14 protein-coding genes are annotated in these 14416 nt (G+C 59.8%); 3 read left to right on the plus strand and 11 right to left on the minus strand.

Annotated elements, in window-relative coordinates; genetic code table 11:
* Positions 1–97 precede the first annotated feature (97 nt).
* From GIW02_RS15975 to GIW02_RS15995, 5 genes are all read right to left on the minus strand, one after another.
* Entirely contained in the window at positions 98–1327 is a 1230-nt protein-coding gene (locus GIW02_RS15975; protein WP_236411307.1) for a spore maturation protein, read from the minus strand.
* Positions 1328–1424: 97 nt separating this feature from the next.
* The gene (gltP, locus tag GIW02_RS15980) at positions 1425–2756 is read right to left on the minus strand and encodes a glutamate/aspartate:proton symporter GltP (protein WP_236411308.1); all 1332 of its coding nucleotides are present in this window, start codon (positions 2754–2756) and stop codon (positions 1425–1427) included.
* Positions 2757–3483: 727 nt separating this feature from the next.
* On the minus strand, positions 3484–3948 hold the full coding sequence (locus tag GIW02_RS15985) for an inhibitor of vertebrate lysozyme family protein (RefSeq protein ID WP_236411310.1): 465 nt from the start codon (positions 3946–3948) through the stop codon (positions 3484–3486).
* 2 nt (positions 3949–3950) lie between these two features.
* Positions 3951–4115: a DUF1328 domain-containing protein gene (locus GIW02_RS15990; protein WP_003170804.1), complete on the minus strand. Its 165-nt coding sequence runs from the start codon at positions 4113–4115 to the stop codon at positions 3951–3953.
* 81 nt (positions 4116–4196) lie between these two features.
* Complete coding sequence (locus GIW02_RS15995) at positions 4197–4496, minus strand: hypothetical protein (RefSeq protein WP_236411312.1); 300 nt, start codon at positions 4494–4496, stop codon at positions 4197–4199.
* Positions 4497–4874: 378 nt separating this feature from the next.
* Between GIW02_RS15995 and algB the strand changes: the two genes are divergently transcribed.
* Both algB and GIW02_RS16005 read left to right on the plus strand, forming a co-directional pair.
* On the plus strand, positions 4875–6221 hold the full coding sequence (gene algB / locus GIW02_RS16000; RefSeq protein WP_236411314.1) for a sigma-54-dependent response regulator transcription factor AlgB: 1347 nt from the start codon (positions 4875–4877) through the stop codon (positions 6219–6221).
* A gap of 10 nt (positions 6222–6231) precedes the next feature.
* Positions 6232–8019: a KinB sensor domain-containing domain gene (locus GIW02_RS16005; protein WP_236411318.1), complete on the plus strand. Its 1788-nt coding sequence runs from the start codon at positions 6232–6234 to the stop codon at positions 8017–8019.
* A gap of 3 nt (positions 8020–8022) precedes the next feature.
* Here the strand turns inward: GIW02_RS16005 and GIW02_RS16010 are convergent, their stop codons facing one another.
* From GIW02_RS16010 to GIW02_RS16035, 6 genes are all read right to left on the minus strand, one after another.
* Entirely contained in the window at positions 8023–8799 is a 777-nt protein-coding gene (locus tag GIW02_RS16010) for an N-acetylmuramoyl-L-alanine amidase (protein WP_236411319.1), read from the minus strand.
* 88 nt (positions 8800–8887) lie between these two features.
* Positions 8888–10942 (minus strand): GGDEF domain-containing protein, encoded by a 2055-nt coding sequence (locus GIW02_RS16015; protein WP_236411324.1) that lies wholly within the window; start codon positions 10940–10942, stop codon positions 8888–8890.
* The gene (locus GIW02_RS16020) at positions 10939–11817 is read right to left on the minus strand and encodes an endonuclease/exonuclease/phosphatase family protein (protein ID WP_236411328.1); all 879 of its coding nucleotides are present in this window, start codon (positions 11815–11817) and stop codon (positions 10939–10941) included. Before GIW02_RS16020 ends, GIW02_RS16015 begins: the two co-directional genes overlap by 4 nt.
* Before the next feature lie 10 nt (positions 11818–11827).
* A complete protein-coding gene (gene dsbA, locus GIW02_RS16025; protein ID WP_236411329.1) occupies positions 11828–12463 on the minus strand; it encodes a thiol:disulfide interchange protein DsbA in 636 nt (211 codons plus the stop codon).
* 168 nt (positions 12464–12631) lie between these two features.
* Positions 12632–13237 carry a c-type cytochrome gene (locus GIW02_RS16030; RefSeq protein WP_236411330.1) on the minus strand — a complete coding sequence of 202 codons (606 nt, stop codon included), beginning with the start codon at positions 13235–13237 and terminating at the stop codon, positions 12632–12634.
* Positions 13238–13270: 33 nt separating this feature from the next.
* Positions 13271–13480, minus strand: a complete 210-nt coding sequence (locus GIW02_RS16035; RefSeq protein WP_236411331.1) for a cytochrome — start codon at positions 13478–13480, stop codon at positions 13271–13273.
* Positions 13481–13684: 204 nt separating this feature from the next.
* Here GIW02_RS16035 and yihA point away from each other — a divergent pair, with 204 nt between their 5' ends.
* Positions 13685–14326 (plus strand): ribosome biogenesis GTP-binding protein YihA/YsxC, encoded by a 642-nt coding sequence (gene yihA, locus GIW02_RS16040; RefSeq protein WP_236411332.1) that lies wholly within the window; start codon positions 13685–13687, stop codon positions 14324–14326.
* The last annotated feature ends 90 nt before the right edge of the window (positions 14327–14416 follow it).

Genomic DNA, 14416 nt, shown 5'->3' on the forward strand with positions numbered 1-14416 from the left:
GAATCGTCGCACCGCCCCTCCCACATTTGCCCGCATTCATCCTGACGAAATGCGGTCAAATGTGGGAGCGGGCTTGCTCGCGAAAGCAGTGTCAGCCTTAACCAAAGAACCAGTAGCACACCGCAATCGCCGCCACCACACCAGCCAATTCCGCCAGCAATGCACACCCAACCGCATGCCGCGCGCGCTGGATGCCCACCGAGCCAAAGTACACCGCCAACACATAGAAGGTGGTTTCCGTACTGCCCTGAATCGTCGCCGCCACCAAGGCCGGGAAGCTGTCCACGCCTTGGGTCTGCATGGTCTCGATCAGCATCGCCCGCGCAGCGCTGCCCGAGAACGGCTTGACCATCGCAGTCGGCAAGGCGTCGACAAAGCGCGTATCCAGGCCGGTCCAGGCCACCACATGACGAATCCCTTCCAGAGCCAGGTCCAACGCCCCGGAGGCGCGCAACACGCCCACCGCGCAGAGCATCGCGACCAGATACGGCAGCAGGTTCTTGGCGACATCAAAACCTTCCTTGGCCCCTTCGACAAACGCTTCGTAGACCTTGACCTTGCGCAGCGCGCCGATCACCAAAAACAGCATGATCAGGCCAAACAGCGTGAGGTTGCCGAGGATCGAGGACAGCGCAGCCAGTGCCGTCGCGGACAGGGTCGCCAGCAGCGCCATGAAGCCCCCCAGCACCAGTGCACCCGGGATCAGGTACGCCAGCACCACGGGGTCCCACAACCGCAGCCGCTGCATCACCGCCACTGACAACAGGCCCACCAGGGTCGATGCACTGGTCGCCAACAGGATCGGCAAAAACACCAACGTCGGGTCGGGGGCGCCTTGCTGGGCGCGGTACATGAAGATGGTCACCGGCAGCAGCGTGAGGGAGGACGCATTGAGCACCAGGAACAGGATCTGCGCATTGCTTGCGGTGTTGGGAATGGGGTTGAGTTCCTGCAGCGCCTTCATGGCTTTCAAGCCAATCGGCGTTGCGGCGTTGTCCAGGCCCAGGCCATTGGCGGCGAAGTTGAGGGTGATCAAGCCGATGGCGGGGTGCCCGGCAGGCACTTCCGGCATCAGGCGACGAAACAGCGGGCCGAGTGCCTTGGCCAGCCAGTCGACGATCCCGGCCTTTTCGGCAATACGCAGAAAACCCAGCCACAACGTGAGGGTGCCGAACAGCAGCACCATCACTTCTACCGACAATTTGGCCATGGCGAAAATGCTTTCCACCATCGCCGCAAAAATCCCGGCGTTACCGCCGACCAGCCATTGCCCCAGTGCTGACACCATTGCCACGACAAAGAAGCCAAGCCACAGGCCATTAAGCATCAGTTAAATCCCCCGAAAGATGGAGCGAATGATAGCGGGGCTGGCAGAAACGACAAACCCCGGATTTTCCGGGGTTTGCGTAGGAATAACGACGTGATCAGCCGCGACTGGCTTCACCGACCGGCAGCGCTTGCTTGCTGCGCCAGTGCGGCAGGGAGTTCCAGTAACGCTCGCCCTTGGCGTCGTCGTACATGCCTTCCCAACGGGAGATAACCAGTACGGCCAAGGCGTTACCGATCACGTTCAAGGCGGTACGCGCCATGTCCATGATGCGGTCGACACCGGCAATGAACGCCAGGCCTTCCAGCGGAATGCCGACGCTGCCCAGTGTAGCCAGCAGCACCACGAAGGACACGCCCGGTACACCCGCGATGCCTTTGGACGTGACCATCAGGGTCAGCACCAGCATCAGTTGCTGGCCGATCGACAGATCGATGCCATACAGCTGCGCGATAAAGATCGCGGCGATGCTCTGGTACAGGGTCGAGCCGTCGAGGTTGAACGAGTACCCGGTCGGCACCACGAAGCTGCAGATGGCTTTTGGCGCACCGTAGGCTTCCATCTTCTCGATCACCCGTGGCAGCACGGTTTCGGAGCTAGCGGTGGAGTAGGCCAGCACCAGCTCATCCTTGAAGATGCGCATCAGCTTGATCACCGAGAAGCCGAACAGGCGGGCGATCAGGCCGAGGATCACAAAGGCGAAGAACAGGATGGCCACGTAAACCAGGATCACCAGCTTGGCCAGCGGCAGCAAGGAGGCGAAACCGAAATTGGCCACCGTTACCGCGATCAGGGCGAATACACCGATAGGAGCGTATTTCATGATCATGTGGGTGACTTTGAACATGCTCTCGGACACGCCCTGGAACATGGTCACCAGCGGCTCGCGCAGCTCCGGCTTGAGGCTCGACAAGCCAAGGCCGAACAGCACGGAGAAGAAGATGATCGGCAGCATTTCGCCACGGGCGACAGCTGCGAAGATATTCGACGGGATCAGGTTGAGGATGGTCTCGATGAACGCATGCTCATGCTGCACTTCGGCAGCGGTGGCGGTGTACTTGGAAATATCGACGGTACCCAGGGTACTCATGTCGATGCCAGCGCCCGGGTGGAAAAGGTTGGCCAGCAGCAGGCCCACCACGATAGCGATGGTGGTGACCACTTCGAAGTAAAGGATGGTTTTGACACCGATACGCCCGAGCTTTTTCGCGTCACCGACACCGGCAATGCCGACGATCAGCGAAGAAATCACAATCGGGATCACGATCATCTTGATCAGGCGGATAAAGATATCGCCTGCCGGCTGCAGCACATTGCTGATCCACCAGGCCTTTTCAGCACTGAAATGGTTGAGCACTGCACCGATTGCGATCCCCAGCACCAAACCGATGAGGATCTGCCAGGCGAGGCTTAGCTTTGCCTTCTTCATGTCATTACCCTTACTTCAAGTGAACTCAAGGCAAATGCGCCAGCTGCAACGCTCGAAAGCGAAAAAGTGTGTGCATCAGCCTCCATGGAAGGTCACCGCAGCGTGGCCGAAATGGCTTACTGGCAGGCGAAAAAAGGCGCAACTATTCCGATGCAAGGGAGCGACGTCTAATGCCGTAAACGCCTACCCTATGCCGAATCGGCATGGCTTTTTTTCATAATAACTGTCCGAACGGTCAGTTCAAATGCGACATATTGCCAGGGGAATATGCCGTGAACCTGCCAAATCAGGCTCGCGCAGAGATTCAACACGAGTTGGATCGGCTGGCAGAAATGCCCGAAAAGTCATGGGGTAAGGTCAGAAATGTCGTCTGTAGCAGACGAAACTTTCTCGATAGATGGTCGCGCGGACACACCCAGTAATGGTTGCTTGCGTGCGAAAAGAAAATTCACAGCTATGAGCGGCATGAGAGGCGCAGATAGGACGCATAAGCCCGCCGCAAGTTCAGCAAGCTTGAGGACTTGTGAACTTGCGTCGCAGCTTTTCACCTGACCCGGCCCTTGCGCAGGCACTCCCTGTACCCGTAGGTCACGCCGATCTCGATTGATCAGAGCAACCCAGCCCCCTGGTCATGCACCGCCCTTGGCGAGCGGTACAGACAGAAAGAAGCGAGGGGCTTCTTTCTATGGACGCTGGCCCCGTCGACGACATGTGCGTCAGACGGAACCTAGTACCAATTCGGATCTTTCTTCAGCTGCTCCATCAGCAGCTTCTGCATCCCTTCATCCGGCTTACCGATAAAACGGTAATCGGCGTGCCGCGTTGGAGACTTGTCCGACGGCAAGCCGACCGGTACTTGCACCAACATGGCATAGGCGTCGTCCTTGTCGAGGCTGAAAGCAACGATCAAGCGCTTGTTCAGGCATGTGTCTGCAGTCTCACAGAGCGGCCCAACCAGGTACTTGTCGCCGTCTTCTTCCACGGCATTCATTTGTTCGGCCGTGCCGGACAGGTTCATCACCCATTCCGGCAGGCGCTCTTCTTTCTTCACCACGTCTTGCCAGGTTTCGCGGTACTGCGGGTCCGCGCTGAGCAACTCGTTGGCCCGGGATTGGCCGTCATTGGCAGCCATCGCCAGGCCGCTGCCGCCCACGAGCAGGGCGGCAAACATGGCTTTAAAGGAAGTGGTCATGTTCAGCCTCGGCCGCGACGACCAAAGAAGAACGACGCAATGAACATCACCAGGAAGACCACGAACAGGATCTTGGCGATACCCGTAGCGGTGCCCGCGATACCACCGAAGCCCAGGACTGCAGCCACAATGGCGATGATCAGAAATGTGATTGCCCAACTCAACATGGTGATTCTCCTTACGCTTCTATAAGAGGTAACAGCGGTAATGCCAAACGGCTGCTCAGTACAAGCAGCCGCTTTTGTTGCCTAGAACACCCAACGCTCTTGGGTTGGCAGCTCGCCCAGGGTTGAATCCTGGTCGGCTACGCGCAATTGCGGGGCAGTTACATCGGCACTTGCGCTACCGACGGAACGGCTCTCAATTGAACTGAAATGGGTTTGTGTCATGGCCGGACGTTCGAAATGCGCGGTCTGCTGCTGACTCTGCTGCCAATGTTGCATCTGCTGGCCCGCAATCAACGTGACCATCAACGCCAGGCTGGCAAACAGACCTTGCTGCAAGCGCAGTGGCGATACACACAATTGGTTGAGGCTTTGGCGAGTCATGCTGCTTTGCTCCCGCATTCTGATTGTTCGTTGGGATAGCTATTGCAGAGCGCATGCCAGCTTTTTTACAAAAAAAAATTCAATAAAATCAATGAGTTAAATATATGCGCTAGGTGAACTGCCTAGCATCCTGCACGATGCCCCCCAGCAGGCCGTGCGAAATGCACGATGGTCAGTGGTCGGGTCAGCGGATAGAAAGGCAATAGGCCGTTGCCGAACTGGCAAGACGGAATGAAAACGCCATCAATCAGGGCTATTTAGGACGCTTTACAGATACCTGCACGACGTTGTCATTTATCGATCAGAATAAACCATGCAACTTGCCCGATTATTCCGGGACTAAGCAAAGATCATTCATAGTTAAGGAGCGCGGGACAGATGGAATCAGCCAAGGAACTTCAAGGCCGTATTCTTTTAGTGGATGACGAATCCGCGATCCTCCGCACCTTCCGTTATTGCCTGGAAGATGAGGGCTATACGGTTGCCACCGCCAACAGCGCGGCCCAAGCCGATGCCCTGATGCAGCGCCAGGTGTTCGACCTGTGCTTCCTCGACCTGCGCCTTGGCGAGGACGATGGCCTGGTGGTGTTGGCCCAGATGCGTATTCAGGCACCGTGGATGCGGGTCGTGATCGTGACCGCGCACTCCGCTGTGGATACCGCCGTGGATGCCATCCAGGCTGGCGCCGCTGATTATCTGGTAAAACCCTGCAGCCCTGACCAACTGCGCCTGGCCACCGCCAAGCAACTGGAAGTGCGCCAGCTCTCCGCCCGTTTGGAAGCGTTGGAAGGTGCAGTACGCCAGCCCAAGGACGGCCTCGACTCCCACAGCCCGGCGATGATGGTGGTGCTGGAAACCGCGCGCCAGGTCGCCGGTACGGATGCCAACATCCTGATCCTGGGTGAGTCCGGCACCGGTAAAGGTGAGCTGGCCCGCGCCATTCACGGCTGGAGCAAGCGTTCCAAGAAATCCTGCGTGACTATCAACTGCCCGTCGCTGACCGCAGAGCTGATGGAAAGCGAGCTGTTCGGCCATAGCCGTGGCGCGTTCACCGGCGCCAGTGAAAGCACGTTGGGCCGCGTCAACCAGGCGGACGGCGGTACGCTGTTTCTCGACGAGATCGGCGATTTCCCCCTCACGTTGCAGCCCAAGTTGCTGCGCTTTATCCAGGATAAGGAATACGAACGCGTGGGCGACCCGGTCACCCGTCGCGCCGACGTGCGCATCCTTGCGGCCACCAACCTGAACCTGGAAGACATGGTGCGCGACGGTCGCTTCCGTGAGGATTTGCTCTACCGCCTCAACGTGATCACCTTGCACCTGCCGCCACTGCGCGAGCGCAGCGAAGACATCCTGACCCTGGCCGACCGCTTCCTGGCACGTTTCGTCAAGGAGTACGCTCGCCCGGCGCGCGGTTTCAGCGATGAAGCGCGCGAAGCGCTGCTGAACTATCGCTGGCCGGGCAATATCCGCGAGCTGCGTAACGTAGTGGAACGCGCGAGCATTATCTGCCCCCAGGAAAAGGTCGAGATCAGCCACCTTAGCATGGCCGAGCAGCCGACCAACAACGCGCCGCGTATCGGCGCAGCGTTGAGCCTGGACGAACTGGAAAAAGCCCACATCGGCGCCGTGCTTGCCACCAGCGACACCCTGGACCAGGCGGCTCGTACCCTTGGCATCGACGCGTCGACCCTGTATCGCAAACGCAAACAGTACAACCTGTGAGCTGTACCCTATGAAGTTAGCGATGAAACTGCGCACTCGTCTGTTCCTGAGTATCTCAGCGCTGATTACCGTCGCCCTGTTGGGTTTGATCCTGGGCCTGGTCAGCGTGATGCAAATGGCCAAGACCCAGGAGTCCCTGATTCGCAGCAACTTCATTACCCTGGATCTGGGGCTCAAACTGCGTCAGAGCCTCGGCGATCAGTTGATCATGATGCTGGAGCAACGCCCCGACCCCGAGGCTTTGCAAACCTCCAAGCAACATTACTTCGACCTGTTGGACCAAGGCATTGCCCACGAACAGCGCGACGGGCATGGCAACGGTTTCAGCCAGGCGCGTGTCGACTATCAAAAGCTGCTGGACGCGTTTGATCAGTCTCAGCAGCCGTCTCCACCGCCGGGCAGCAAGGATAAACTCACCGAAGCCTTCAATGTGCTGCGCAACGGGCTGATCACCGAACACAAACAGGCGTTGGCGAACATCAGTACCAGCGAACACAAATCACGCGAACGTGCCTTGCTGATCGCCGGCCTGTTGGGGTTGGTGGGGCTCGCGGTGCTGATCATCGGATTTGTCACGGCCCATGGCATCGCCCGGCGCTTCGGCGGGCCGATCGAAGCACTGGCCAAAGCGGCGGACAAGATCGGCCAGGGTGATTTCGAGGTGACGCTGCCGATCTCATCGGCGGCGGAGATGAACCAGTTGACCCGCCGCTTCGGCATCATGGCCGAAGCCTTGCGCCAGCATCAGGCGACCAATGTCGATGAGCTGTTGGCCGGCCAGCAACGCCTGCAAGCAGTGCTCGACAGCATCGATGACGGCCTGCTGATGATCGACCGCCAAGGCCGCCTGGAGCACCTCAACCCCGTCGCGCAGCGCCAGCTGGGCTGGGACGAAGCACGCCTCGGCCAGGGCCTGGGCGAGGCACTGGTACGTCCGGAGCTGGATGAACAGCTGCAACTTGTACTGCGTGGCGGCAACCTGGAGCGGGCGCCGGAAGACCTGGAAATAGAAGTGGAAGGCGAGCTGCGCTTGCTGACTTACAGCCTCACGCCCGTCAGCCATACCCAAGGGCATATTCTGGGGGCGGTGATGGTGCTGCATGACGTGACCGAGCAACGCGCCTTCGAGCGGGTGCGCAGCGAGTTTGTGTTGCGCGCCTCCCATGAGCTGCGCACGCCAGTCACCGGTATGCACATGGCGTTCGGGCTGTTCCGCGAGCGCGCGAAGTTTCCTGCGGAATCCCGTGAAGCGGACCTGCTGGATACGGTGAACGAAGAAATGCAGCGCCTGATGCAGTTGATCAATGACCTGCTCAACTTCTCGCGCTACCAGAACGGCCTGCAGAAACTCACCCTGGGCCCGTGTGACGTCACCGACCTGCTCGAACACGCCCGTGCGCGCTTCGTCGAGCCGGCCAATGCGCAGCACATCGAACTGCTGGTAGAAGCGCAGTCCGACCTGCCCCGGCTGTATGCCGACCAGGCACAACTGGAACGGGTGCTCGACAACCTGCTGGGCAACGCCCTGCGCCACACCGCCCAAGGCGGGCAGATTCGCCTGCAGGCGCGTCGCCATGGCGAGCGGGTGATCATCAGTGTCGAGGATAACGGCGAAGGCATTGCCTACGGGCAGCAGGGCCGGATCTTCGAGCCCTTTGTGCAGGTGGGTCGCAAGAAAGGCGGCGCCGGCCTTGGGCTGGCGCTCTGTAAGGAAATCGTGCAATTGCATGGCGGCCGCATGGGCGTGTATTCGCGGCCGGGGCAGGGCACCCAGTTCTATATGGCGCTGCCGCTTTAGGGCTTATCGTCGGTTCAACGCCCGCAGGATCGCGGCACTTTCCGCATCGGGCGTGCCATCAAACAGCGCCGGCCGGAAGTGCATCTGGAACGCCGCCATCACGTGACGCGTGGCTACATCCAGTTCGCCGGTCTGAGGCGTCTGGTAGCCCAGGTGCGCCAACTCCTCCTGGAACCAGGAAATGCTCGGCAACTGGGCGGCATATTGCACCTGGAAACGCGCCACGGCCTGGGCATCCGGCCACACGCCCAAGCCTTCATCGGCCAACTGCTTCCAAGGGAACAGGGGGCCCGGGTCGAGCTTGCGCAATGGCGCGATATCGCTGTGGCCAATAATGTTCTTGGGGTCGATTCCGTTGCGCCTGCTGATGTCCTTGAGTAACACCAGCAGCGATTTCACCTGCGCTTGCGAATACGGGTACCACAAGCGGCCCGTGGGCGTGTCCGTGTAGCCGGGGTTTACGATCTCGATGCCAATGGAGCTGGAATTGAGCCAGGTGCGGCCCATCCACTCGCTTTCCCCCGCATGCCATGCGCGCTTGCCCTCGTCTACCAACTGGTAAACCGTAGCGGAGGCATCATCGCCGATCAGGTAATGGGCACTGACCTCGCCGTGGGTCAACAGGGCCAGGGAGCGCTCAAGGTTGGTCGAGGTGTAATGGACGACCACGAATTGCACACGGTTGTCGTAGTTGACCGACGGGTGGCTGGTGTCCAGGCGGGGGCCGCTGGCGCAGCCCGCGAGCAGGAGAAACACAAAGGCGAAGTACAAGGATTTCATGGCGGAAGACATTACGCTGAAGACGATAATGCAACAGTGTAACGTACCGTTCCGGGCCCGGCGGTCAAATTACAAAATGGAACATCTTTTACGCCGCTTGCACCTGATTGCGCCCGGCAGCCTTGGCCCGATACAGCGCCGCGTCGGCACGCTTGAGTGCCAGATCACTGCGCTCTCCCGGCTGGAACTGTGCCACGCCCATGGACACGGTGATCGTCACCGGCTCGCCCTTGAAGTGAAACGGGCACGCTTCAATCGCCGCGCGCAGCACGTCGCCGGCCGCCAGGGCCTCCGTCAAGGATGAGTTCGGCATCAGCAACACAAACTCTTCACCGCCAAAGCGCGCAATAAAGTCGTTCGGCCGCAGGCGCTTGCGCAGCACGTTGGCGATGATCTTGAGCACCTTGTCACCGGCCAGGTGGCCGTAGCCATCGTTGATCCGCTTGAAGTGGTCCAGGTCCAGCATCGCCAGCGACAGGCTATTGCCGCGCTGGTGCCAGAGGTTCACCTCCTGGTCGAGGCGTTCGCTCCAGGCTGCACGGTTGGGCAGGCCGGTGAGCGGGTCGATCAGAGCTTTCTGACGCTGCACCTCCAGGTGCTCGCGATAGCCCTGGGCCTCCTGCTCCATATGGGCGACCCGCTCGGCCAGCCCTTTGAGGCGCGCAGCCACTTCCTGCTCGCGCTGATCACGTTGTTGCTGGTGCTCGTCCATGGTGCCAAGCAAGCCTTCAAGATGGCTTTCCAGCACGTGCTTGAGGCTGTCCAGGTCGGCGGCCTCCTGCACACTGCTTTGCAGGCCGTCGACCTGTTCGCGGATCTGCGTATCCAGCTCCCGCGCGGCGGAACGGCTATCGGCATGGCCGTCGCTGGCGACCTGCAAGTGCCCCTGGAATGCCTCGAGGCGCTCGTTGAGCTGCTTGAGGTACGCCTCGAACTCATGCTGGCCGCTGTCGGTGATCGCCAGCATCAGCACCGCCAGGTCATCGAGGATCGGCAGCAGCTCGTACCAGTTCAAGCCGTGGGCCAGGCGCTCACGCATGGCTTCGGCCTGGGGCCGGTGACGCTCTGGCAGGGACAACTCTTCCAGCAGGCCGAGCAAGGTGTCTTCGATGTGTTTGGCCACGGAGCTGTAGGACGGCTCCGGCGAATCCGGCAAGGAATAGACGCCATCTGTTTGCAATTCGTCGGGGTCAGGCTCCTCCGCTTCCAGCACGGGCGGAAGCGACAGGCTGCCGATAGCCGTCTCATCGGGTGTCTCGACCTGAGCCGATGGCCTCTCGATGAAGGCTGCGAGAGCGCTTTCGGGGGCTTGCTCTTCTGCCCGAGGCTCGGACGCCTCAGGCTCGATAGGCGCGACGGGCACCTCGACTGGAGCCGATTGAGCCGGGGTATCGGCGATCACTGGTTCGCTGGCCGCCTCGACAACCTGGGACGGCGCAGCGGGCTCAAGGGGCGCGGCCACGGGCTCTTGGGCCTGTGGCGCAAAGGCGCGCAAGGCTTGGGTAAGCTCGTCGGATTGCTCGGGCTGCTCAGGCTCGGCTTGCGGTTTGGGCGCTACCGAAGCTGGGGAGGGGCCAGCAGGCTGGTCACTTACTACCGTTTCGCTTGCTGCCTCCTTGGCGCCGAACAGGCGTTGCAACAAACCAGGCCCGGCGCGTGTGGTTTCGCCGTCCGGCTCCAGGTTATCCAGTGCCTGCCCCTGGAGGCCACTCAGTTCACTGAGCAACAACGGGATCTCACGGGCCTGGCTGACGCGCCCATCCAGCTGCTTGGCAAAGGTTTTCAGCGGGCGTGCGACCTCACGAGGCAACGGCAGCTTTTGTAATTGGCTGACCAGGGAAGTGAGCGCCGTGCTGATCTGTTCCACCCGGGTTTCGCGGCGCTGCTCGGAATCCAGCACGGCTTTTTCGAGGCGCGGCAACAGGGCAGCGAGGGCTGCATCCATGTCATCCGTGCGAACGACGTCGCGCATTTCCTTCATGCATTGGTCGACAGCGCGGTCGGTGCCTTCAGCGGCCAACGTACTGCGCACCAGGCCTCGGCGCAGCAGGTCGAGGCGGGCAGCCCAGCGGCGTTCGAGCTTTTCTTGTTGCTCGATGCTTTTAAGGTATTTTTCTTTCCAGCGCTGGGCGTCGTCGCTCATGCAAGGGGTCCGCTGGTACCCGGGCTCAACGCCGGAAATGCATCCGCGGTAAGCGAACCCGGCAAACGAATCTCTACCGCGACCGGCAGATGATCGGAGATGGGCTGCGCCAGCACCTGCACACTTTCCAGGGTGAGGGTCGGGCTGAGCAGGATATGGTCAAGACAGCGTTGCGGGCGCCAGCTGGGAAACGTGGCCTCGACTTGCGGCGCCAGTAGCCCGAGGTCGCGCAACGGCGAATTCAGCAGCAGGTCGTTGGCATGGGTGTTCATGTCACCCATCAACACCTGGTGTTTGTAATTGCCGATCAACTCTCGGATGTAGGCCAGCTGCATGGTGCGCGTGCGTGCACCCAGCGCCAGGTGCATCATCACGACCACCAGGGCTTCAGGGCCTTCGCCAAAGCGCACGAGAATCGCCCCCCGCCCCTTGGGGCCTGGTAACGGGTGATCTTCGATGACAGAGGGCTTCAGGCGGCTGAGCACGCCATTGCTGTGCTGCGCCAAGCGCCCGAGATTACGATTGAGTTGCTGGTACCAGTAGGGGAATGCACCGAGATGGGCCAGGTGTTCCACCTGATTGATATAACCGGAGCGCAGGCTGCCGCCGTCGGCTTCCTGCAGGGCGACCAAGTCGAAATCATTCAACAGGTCGCCGATCTTCTGCAGGTTACCGGCCCGACCATTGTGGGGCAGCAGGTGCTGCCAGCCACGGGTGAGGTAGTGCCGGTATTTTTCGGTGCTGATACCCACTTGGATATTGAAGCTGAGCAGGCGCAGGCGGCTGTCTGCCGGCAGGCCTGTGGATTCCAGGTGATGCTCGTTGACCTGCGGGTCATGCAGGCCAACGACGCGTTCGGTACCCCAGCGGCGCATGGCAGGCCCCTTACTTGGCTGCGCGCTCTTTGGCGATCAGCTGGTCGGCAACGTTGAGGGTCGCTTCAGGACCACCGGTGGTGCCCAGGTCGAAACGGTACTTACCGTTGACGATCATGGTCGGTACACCTTGCACACCGTACTTCTGCGCGAGTTCCTTGGCCTGTTTGATCTGGCCCTGGATAGCGAAGGAGTTGAAGGTGGCCAGGAACTTGTCCTTGTCGACACCTTGGGTTGCAACGAAGTCAGCCATTTCGTCCGGCTTGGTCAGGCGCTTGCCTTGTTTCTGGATCGCGTCGAATACCGCGTTGTGGACCTTATGCTCCACACCCATGGCTTCCAGGGTCAGGAACAGTTGGCCGTGGGCATCCCATGGGCCGCCGAACATGGCTGGGATACGTTTGAAGTTTACGTCCTTGGGCAGTTTTTCAACCCATGGGTTGATGGTCGGCTCAAAGGCGTAGCAATGCGGGCAGCCATACCAGAACAGCTCCACTACTTCGATCTTGCCAGGCACCGAGACCGGCACCGGGTTGGCCAATTCCACGTAGGTTTTACCGGCTTCAAGCGGCACGTCGGCAGCTTGTGCGGTCATGCCTAAGAGGCTGGCAGTGACGAGAGCGGCGCTGAGGATCAGATTACGCATGCTTTACTCCTGGACAAATAAAGTCGCCTCACGCGACCTTTGTTGTGACAGGTCTACGCGGACATGAGTTCGTTAGTGTAACGGCAGCGGCCACAAAAAAGGGCGGCCTAAGCCACCCTTTTTATGCTTGCATCGACGGATTAATCGAGTGTTAACGTACGGCCGAGATCAGTGCAGGCCCTGGATATACTGGGAAACCGCTTCGATGTCTTTGTTGCTGAGCTTGCCGGCGATGCTTTGCATGATTTTGGTATCGCCGTCGTTGGTGCGATTACCTTCACGGAAGTCCGTCAGTTGCTTGGAAATATACTGCGCGTGCTGCCCACTCAAATGTGGGAAACCTGCTGCGGCAAGCCCAGCACCATTGGGCGAATGGCAGCCGATACAAGACGGCATGCCTTTTTCCAGGTTGCCGCCGCGGAACAATTCTTCACCGCGAGCAACCGTTTTAGGATCAGCAGCTCCCACACTGCCTTTCTGGCTGGCAAAATACGCCGCGAGGTCTGCCAGGTCCTGATCGCTGAGGTTGGTCAACAAGCCGGTCATTTCCAGCACCGTGCGCTTGCCGTCCTTGATGTCGTGCATCTGCTTGGTCAGGTAACGCTCACCCTGGCCCGCCAGTTTGGGGAAGTTCGGCGCCGGGCTGTTACCATCCGGTCCGTGGCAAGCACCACATACGGCGGCTTTCGCCTGACCCGCTGTAGCGTCGCCTGCAGCATGGGCAACACCGGTGATGCCCAAGGTCAACAGCAGACTCACGATCAGTTTGTTCATCAGCTAATCCAACTACGGCTAAGGGTTTAAGAGTTATCTACCGGGTTTACTCACCATCAACTCGTTGATGGCCTGGTAATCCTCAGTACTGCAGTCCATGCACAAACCACGCGGCGGCATTGCCTTGAAACCCTGGGTCACGTGTTGCCTCAGCGTGGCCACGCAAACTCGGTTGTACAGCGCCTCTGGTTCCTGTGTAGCCTGAGCGCCAAAAAGCGGGACCAGGACACCAAAAGCGCGCAACCATCAGGTCATACATCGACCTTTTCAGGGTTTGAGAGCGTTTTGCGTTCTAATGCGCAATAAAGGTCTTTCGCTCCCGTGAATTTCATCCTTCGCTGGGACAAAACACACACAAAATCTGCGGCATTATATACTGGCGCTACTGAAACGGAAACGACACCGCTTGCCGCACCCTTTTTCGGCACCGCCCACATCGGAAATCTCATGCAACTCAAGAATCCCATCCTCGGTCTGTGCCAACAGTCCACCTTCATGCTCAGCGCCGCCAAAGTTGACCAATGCCCCGATGACGAAGGCTTTGAAGTTGCCTTCGCCGGCCGTTCCAACGCCGGTAAGTCCAGCGCACTGAACACCCTGACCCACGCCAGCCTGGCGCGCACCTCGAAAACCCCCGGTCGCACGCAACTGCTCAATTTCTTCAAGCTAGACGATGATCGGCGTCTGGTCGACCTGCCAGGCTACGGTTACGCGAAAGTACCTATCCCGCTGAAGCTGCACTGGCAGCGTCACCTGGAGGCTTACCTGGGTGGCCGCGAGAGTTTGAAGGGGTTGATTCTGATGATGGACATCCGTCATCCAATGACCGACTTCGACCTGCTGATGCTCGATTGGGCGGTCGCCAGCGGCATGCCGATGCATATCCTGCTGACCAAGGCCGATAAGCTGACCTACGGCGCAGCCAAGAACACCCTGCTCAAAGTGCAGTCCGAAATTCGTAAGGGTTGGGGTGAGGCGATCACCATCCAGCTGTTCTCGGCGCCCAAGCGCATGGGCCTGGAAGACGCTTACACAGTGCTGGCCGGCTGGATGGAATTGGCGGACAAAGGCGCGGAAGTTACCGAGTAACTTTTCTGCGGGCAAAAAAAACCCCGGACTTCGTATGGGGAGGGGAAGTTCGGGGTTCAAGTTCCGGACCGCTAGGGCGGGGTCCAGATA

This window comes from Pseudomonas syringae (assembly GCF_021606685.1).
Taxonomy (GTDB): domain Bacteria; phylum Pseudomonadota; class Gammaproteobacteria; order Pseudomonadales; family Pseudomonadaceae; genus Aquipseudomonas; species Aquipseudomonas syringae_R.

What these genes read in the sequence shown, in the direction of transcription:
- GIW02_RS16005 (WP_236411318.1), top strand. Translation starts at nt 6,232, where the DNA reads ATGAAGTTAGCGATGAAACTGCGCACTCGTCTGTTCCTGAGTATCTCA.
- algB (WP_236411314.1), top strand. Translation starts at nt 4,875, where the DNA reads ATGGAATCAGCCAAGGAACTTCAAGGCCGTATTCTTTTAGTGGATGAC.
- GIW02_RS16020 (WP_236411328.1), bottom strand. Translation starts at nt 11,817, where the DNA reads ATGCGCCGCTGGGGTACCGAACGCGTCGTTGGCCTGCATGACCCGCAG.
- GIW02_RS15995 (WP_236411312.1), bottom strand. Translation starts at nt 4,496, where the DNA reads ATGACTCGCCAAAGCCTCAACCAATTGTGTGTATCGCCACTGCGCTTG.
- GIW02_RS16010 (WP_236411319.1), bottom strand. Translation starts at nt 8,799, where the DNA reads ATGAAATCCTTGTACTTCGCCTTTGTGTTTCTCCTGCTCGCGGGCTGC.
- dsbA (WP_236411329.1), bottom strand. Translation starts at nt 12,463, where the DNA reads ATGCGTAATCTGATCCTCAGCGCCGCTCTCGTCACTGCCAGCCTCTTA.
- yihA (WP_236411332.1), top strand. Translation starts at nt 13,685, where the DNA reads ATGCAACTCAAGAATCCCATCCTCGGTCTGTGCCAACAGTCCACCTTC.
- GIW02_RS15990 (WP_003170804.1), bottom strand. Translation starts at nt 4,115, where the DNA reads ATGTTGAGTTGGGCAATCACATTTCTGATCATCGCCATTGTGGCTGCA.
- GIW02_RS15985 (WP_236411310.1), bottom strand. Translation starts at nt 3,948, where the DNA reads ATGACCACTTCCTTTAAAGCCATGTTTGCCGCCCTGCTCGTGGGCGGC.
- GIW02_RS16015 (WP_236411324.1), bottom strand. Translation starts at nt 10,942, where the DNA reads ATGAGCGACGACGCCCAGCGCTGGAAAGAAAAATACCTTAAAAGCATC.
- GIW02_RS16030 (WP_236411330.1), bottom strand. Translation starts at nt 13,237, where the DNA reads ATGAACAAACTGATCGTGAGTCTGCTGTTGACCTTGGGCATCACCGGT.
- GIW02_RS15975 (WP_236411307.1), bottom strand. Translation starts at nt 1,327, where the DNA reads ATGCTTAATGGCCTGTGGCTTGGCTTCTTTGTCGTGGCAATGGTGTCA.
- gltP (WP_236411308.1), bottom strand. Translation starts at nt 2,756, where the DNA reads ATGAAGAAGGCAAAGCTAAGCCTCGCCTGGCAGATCCTCATCGGTTTG.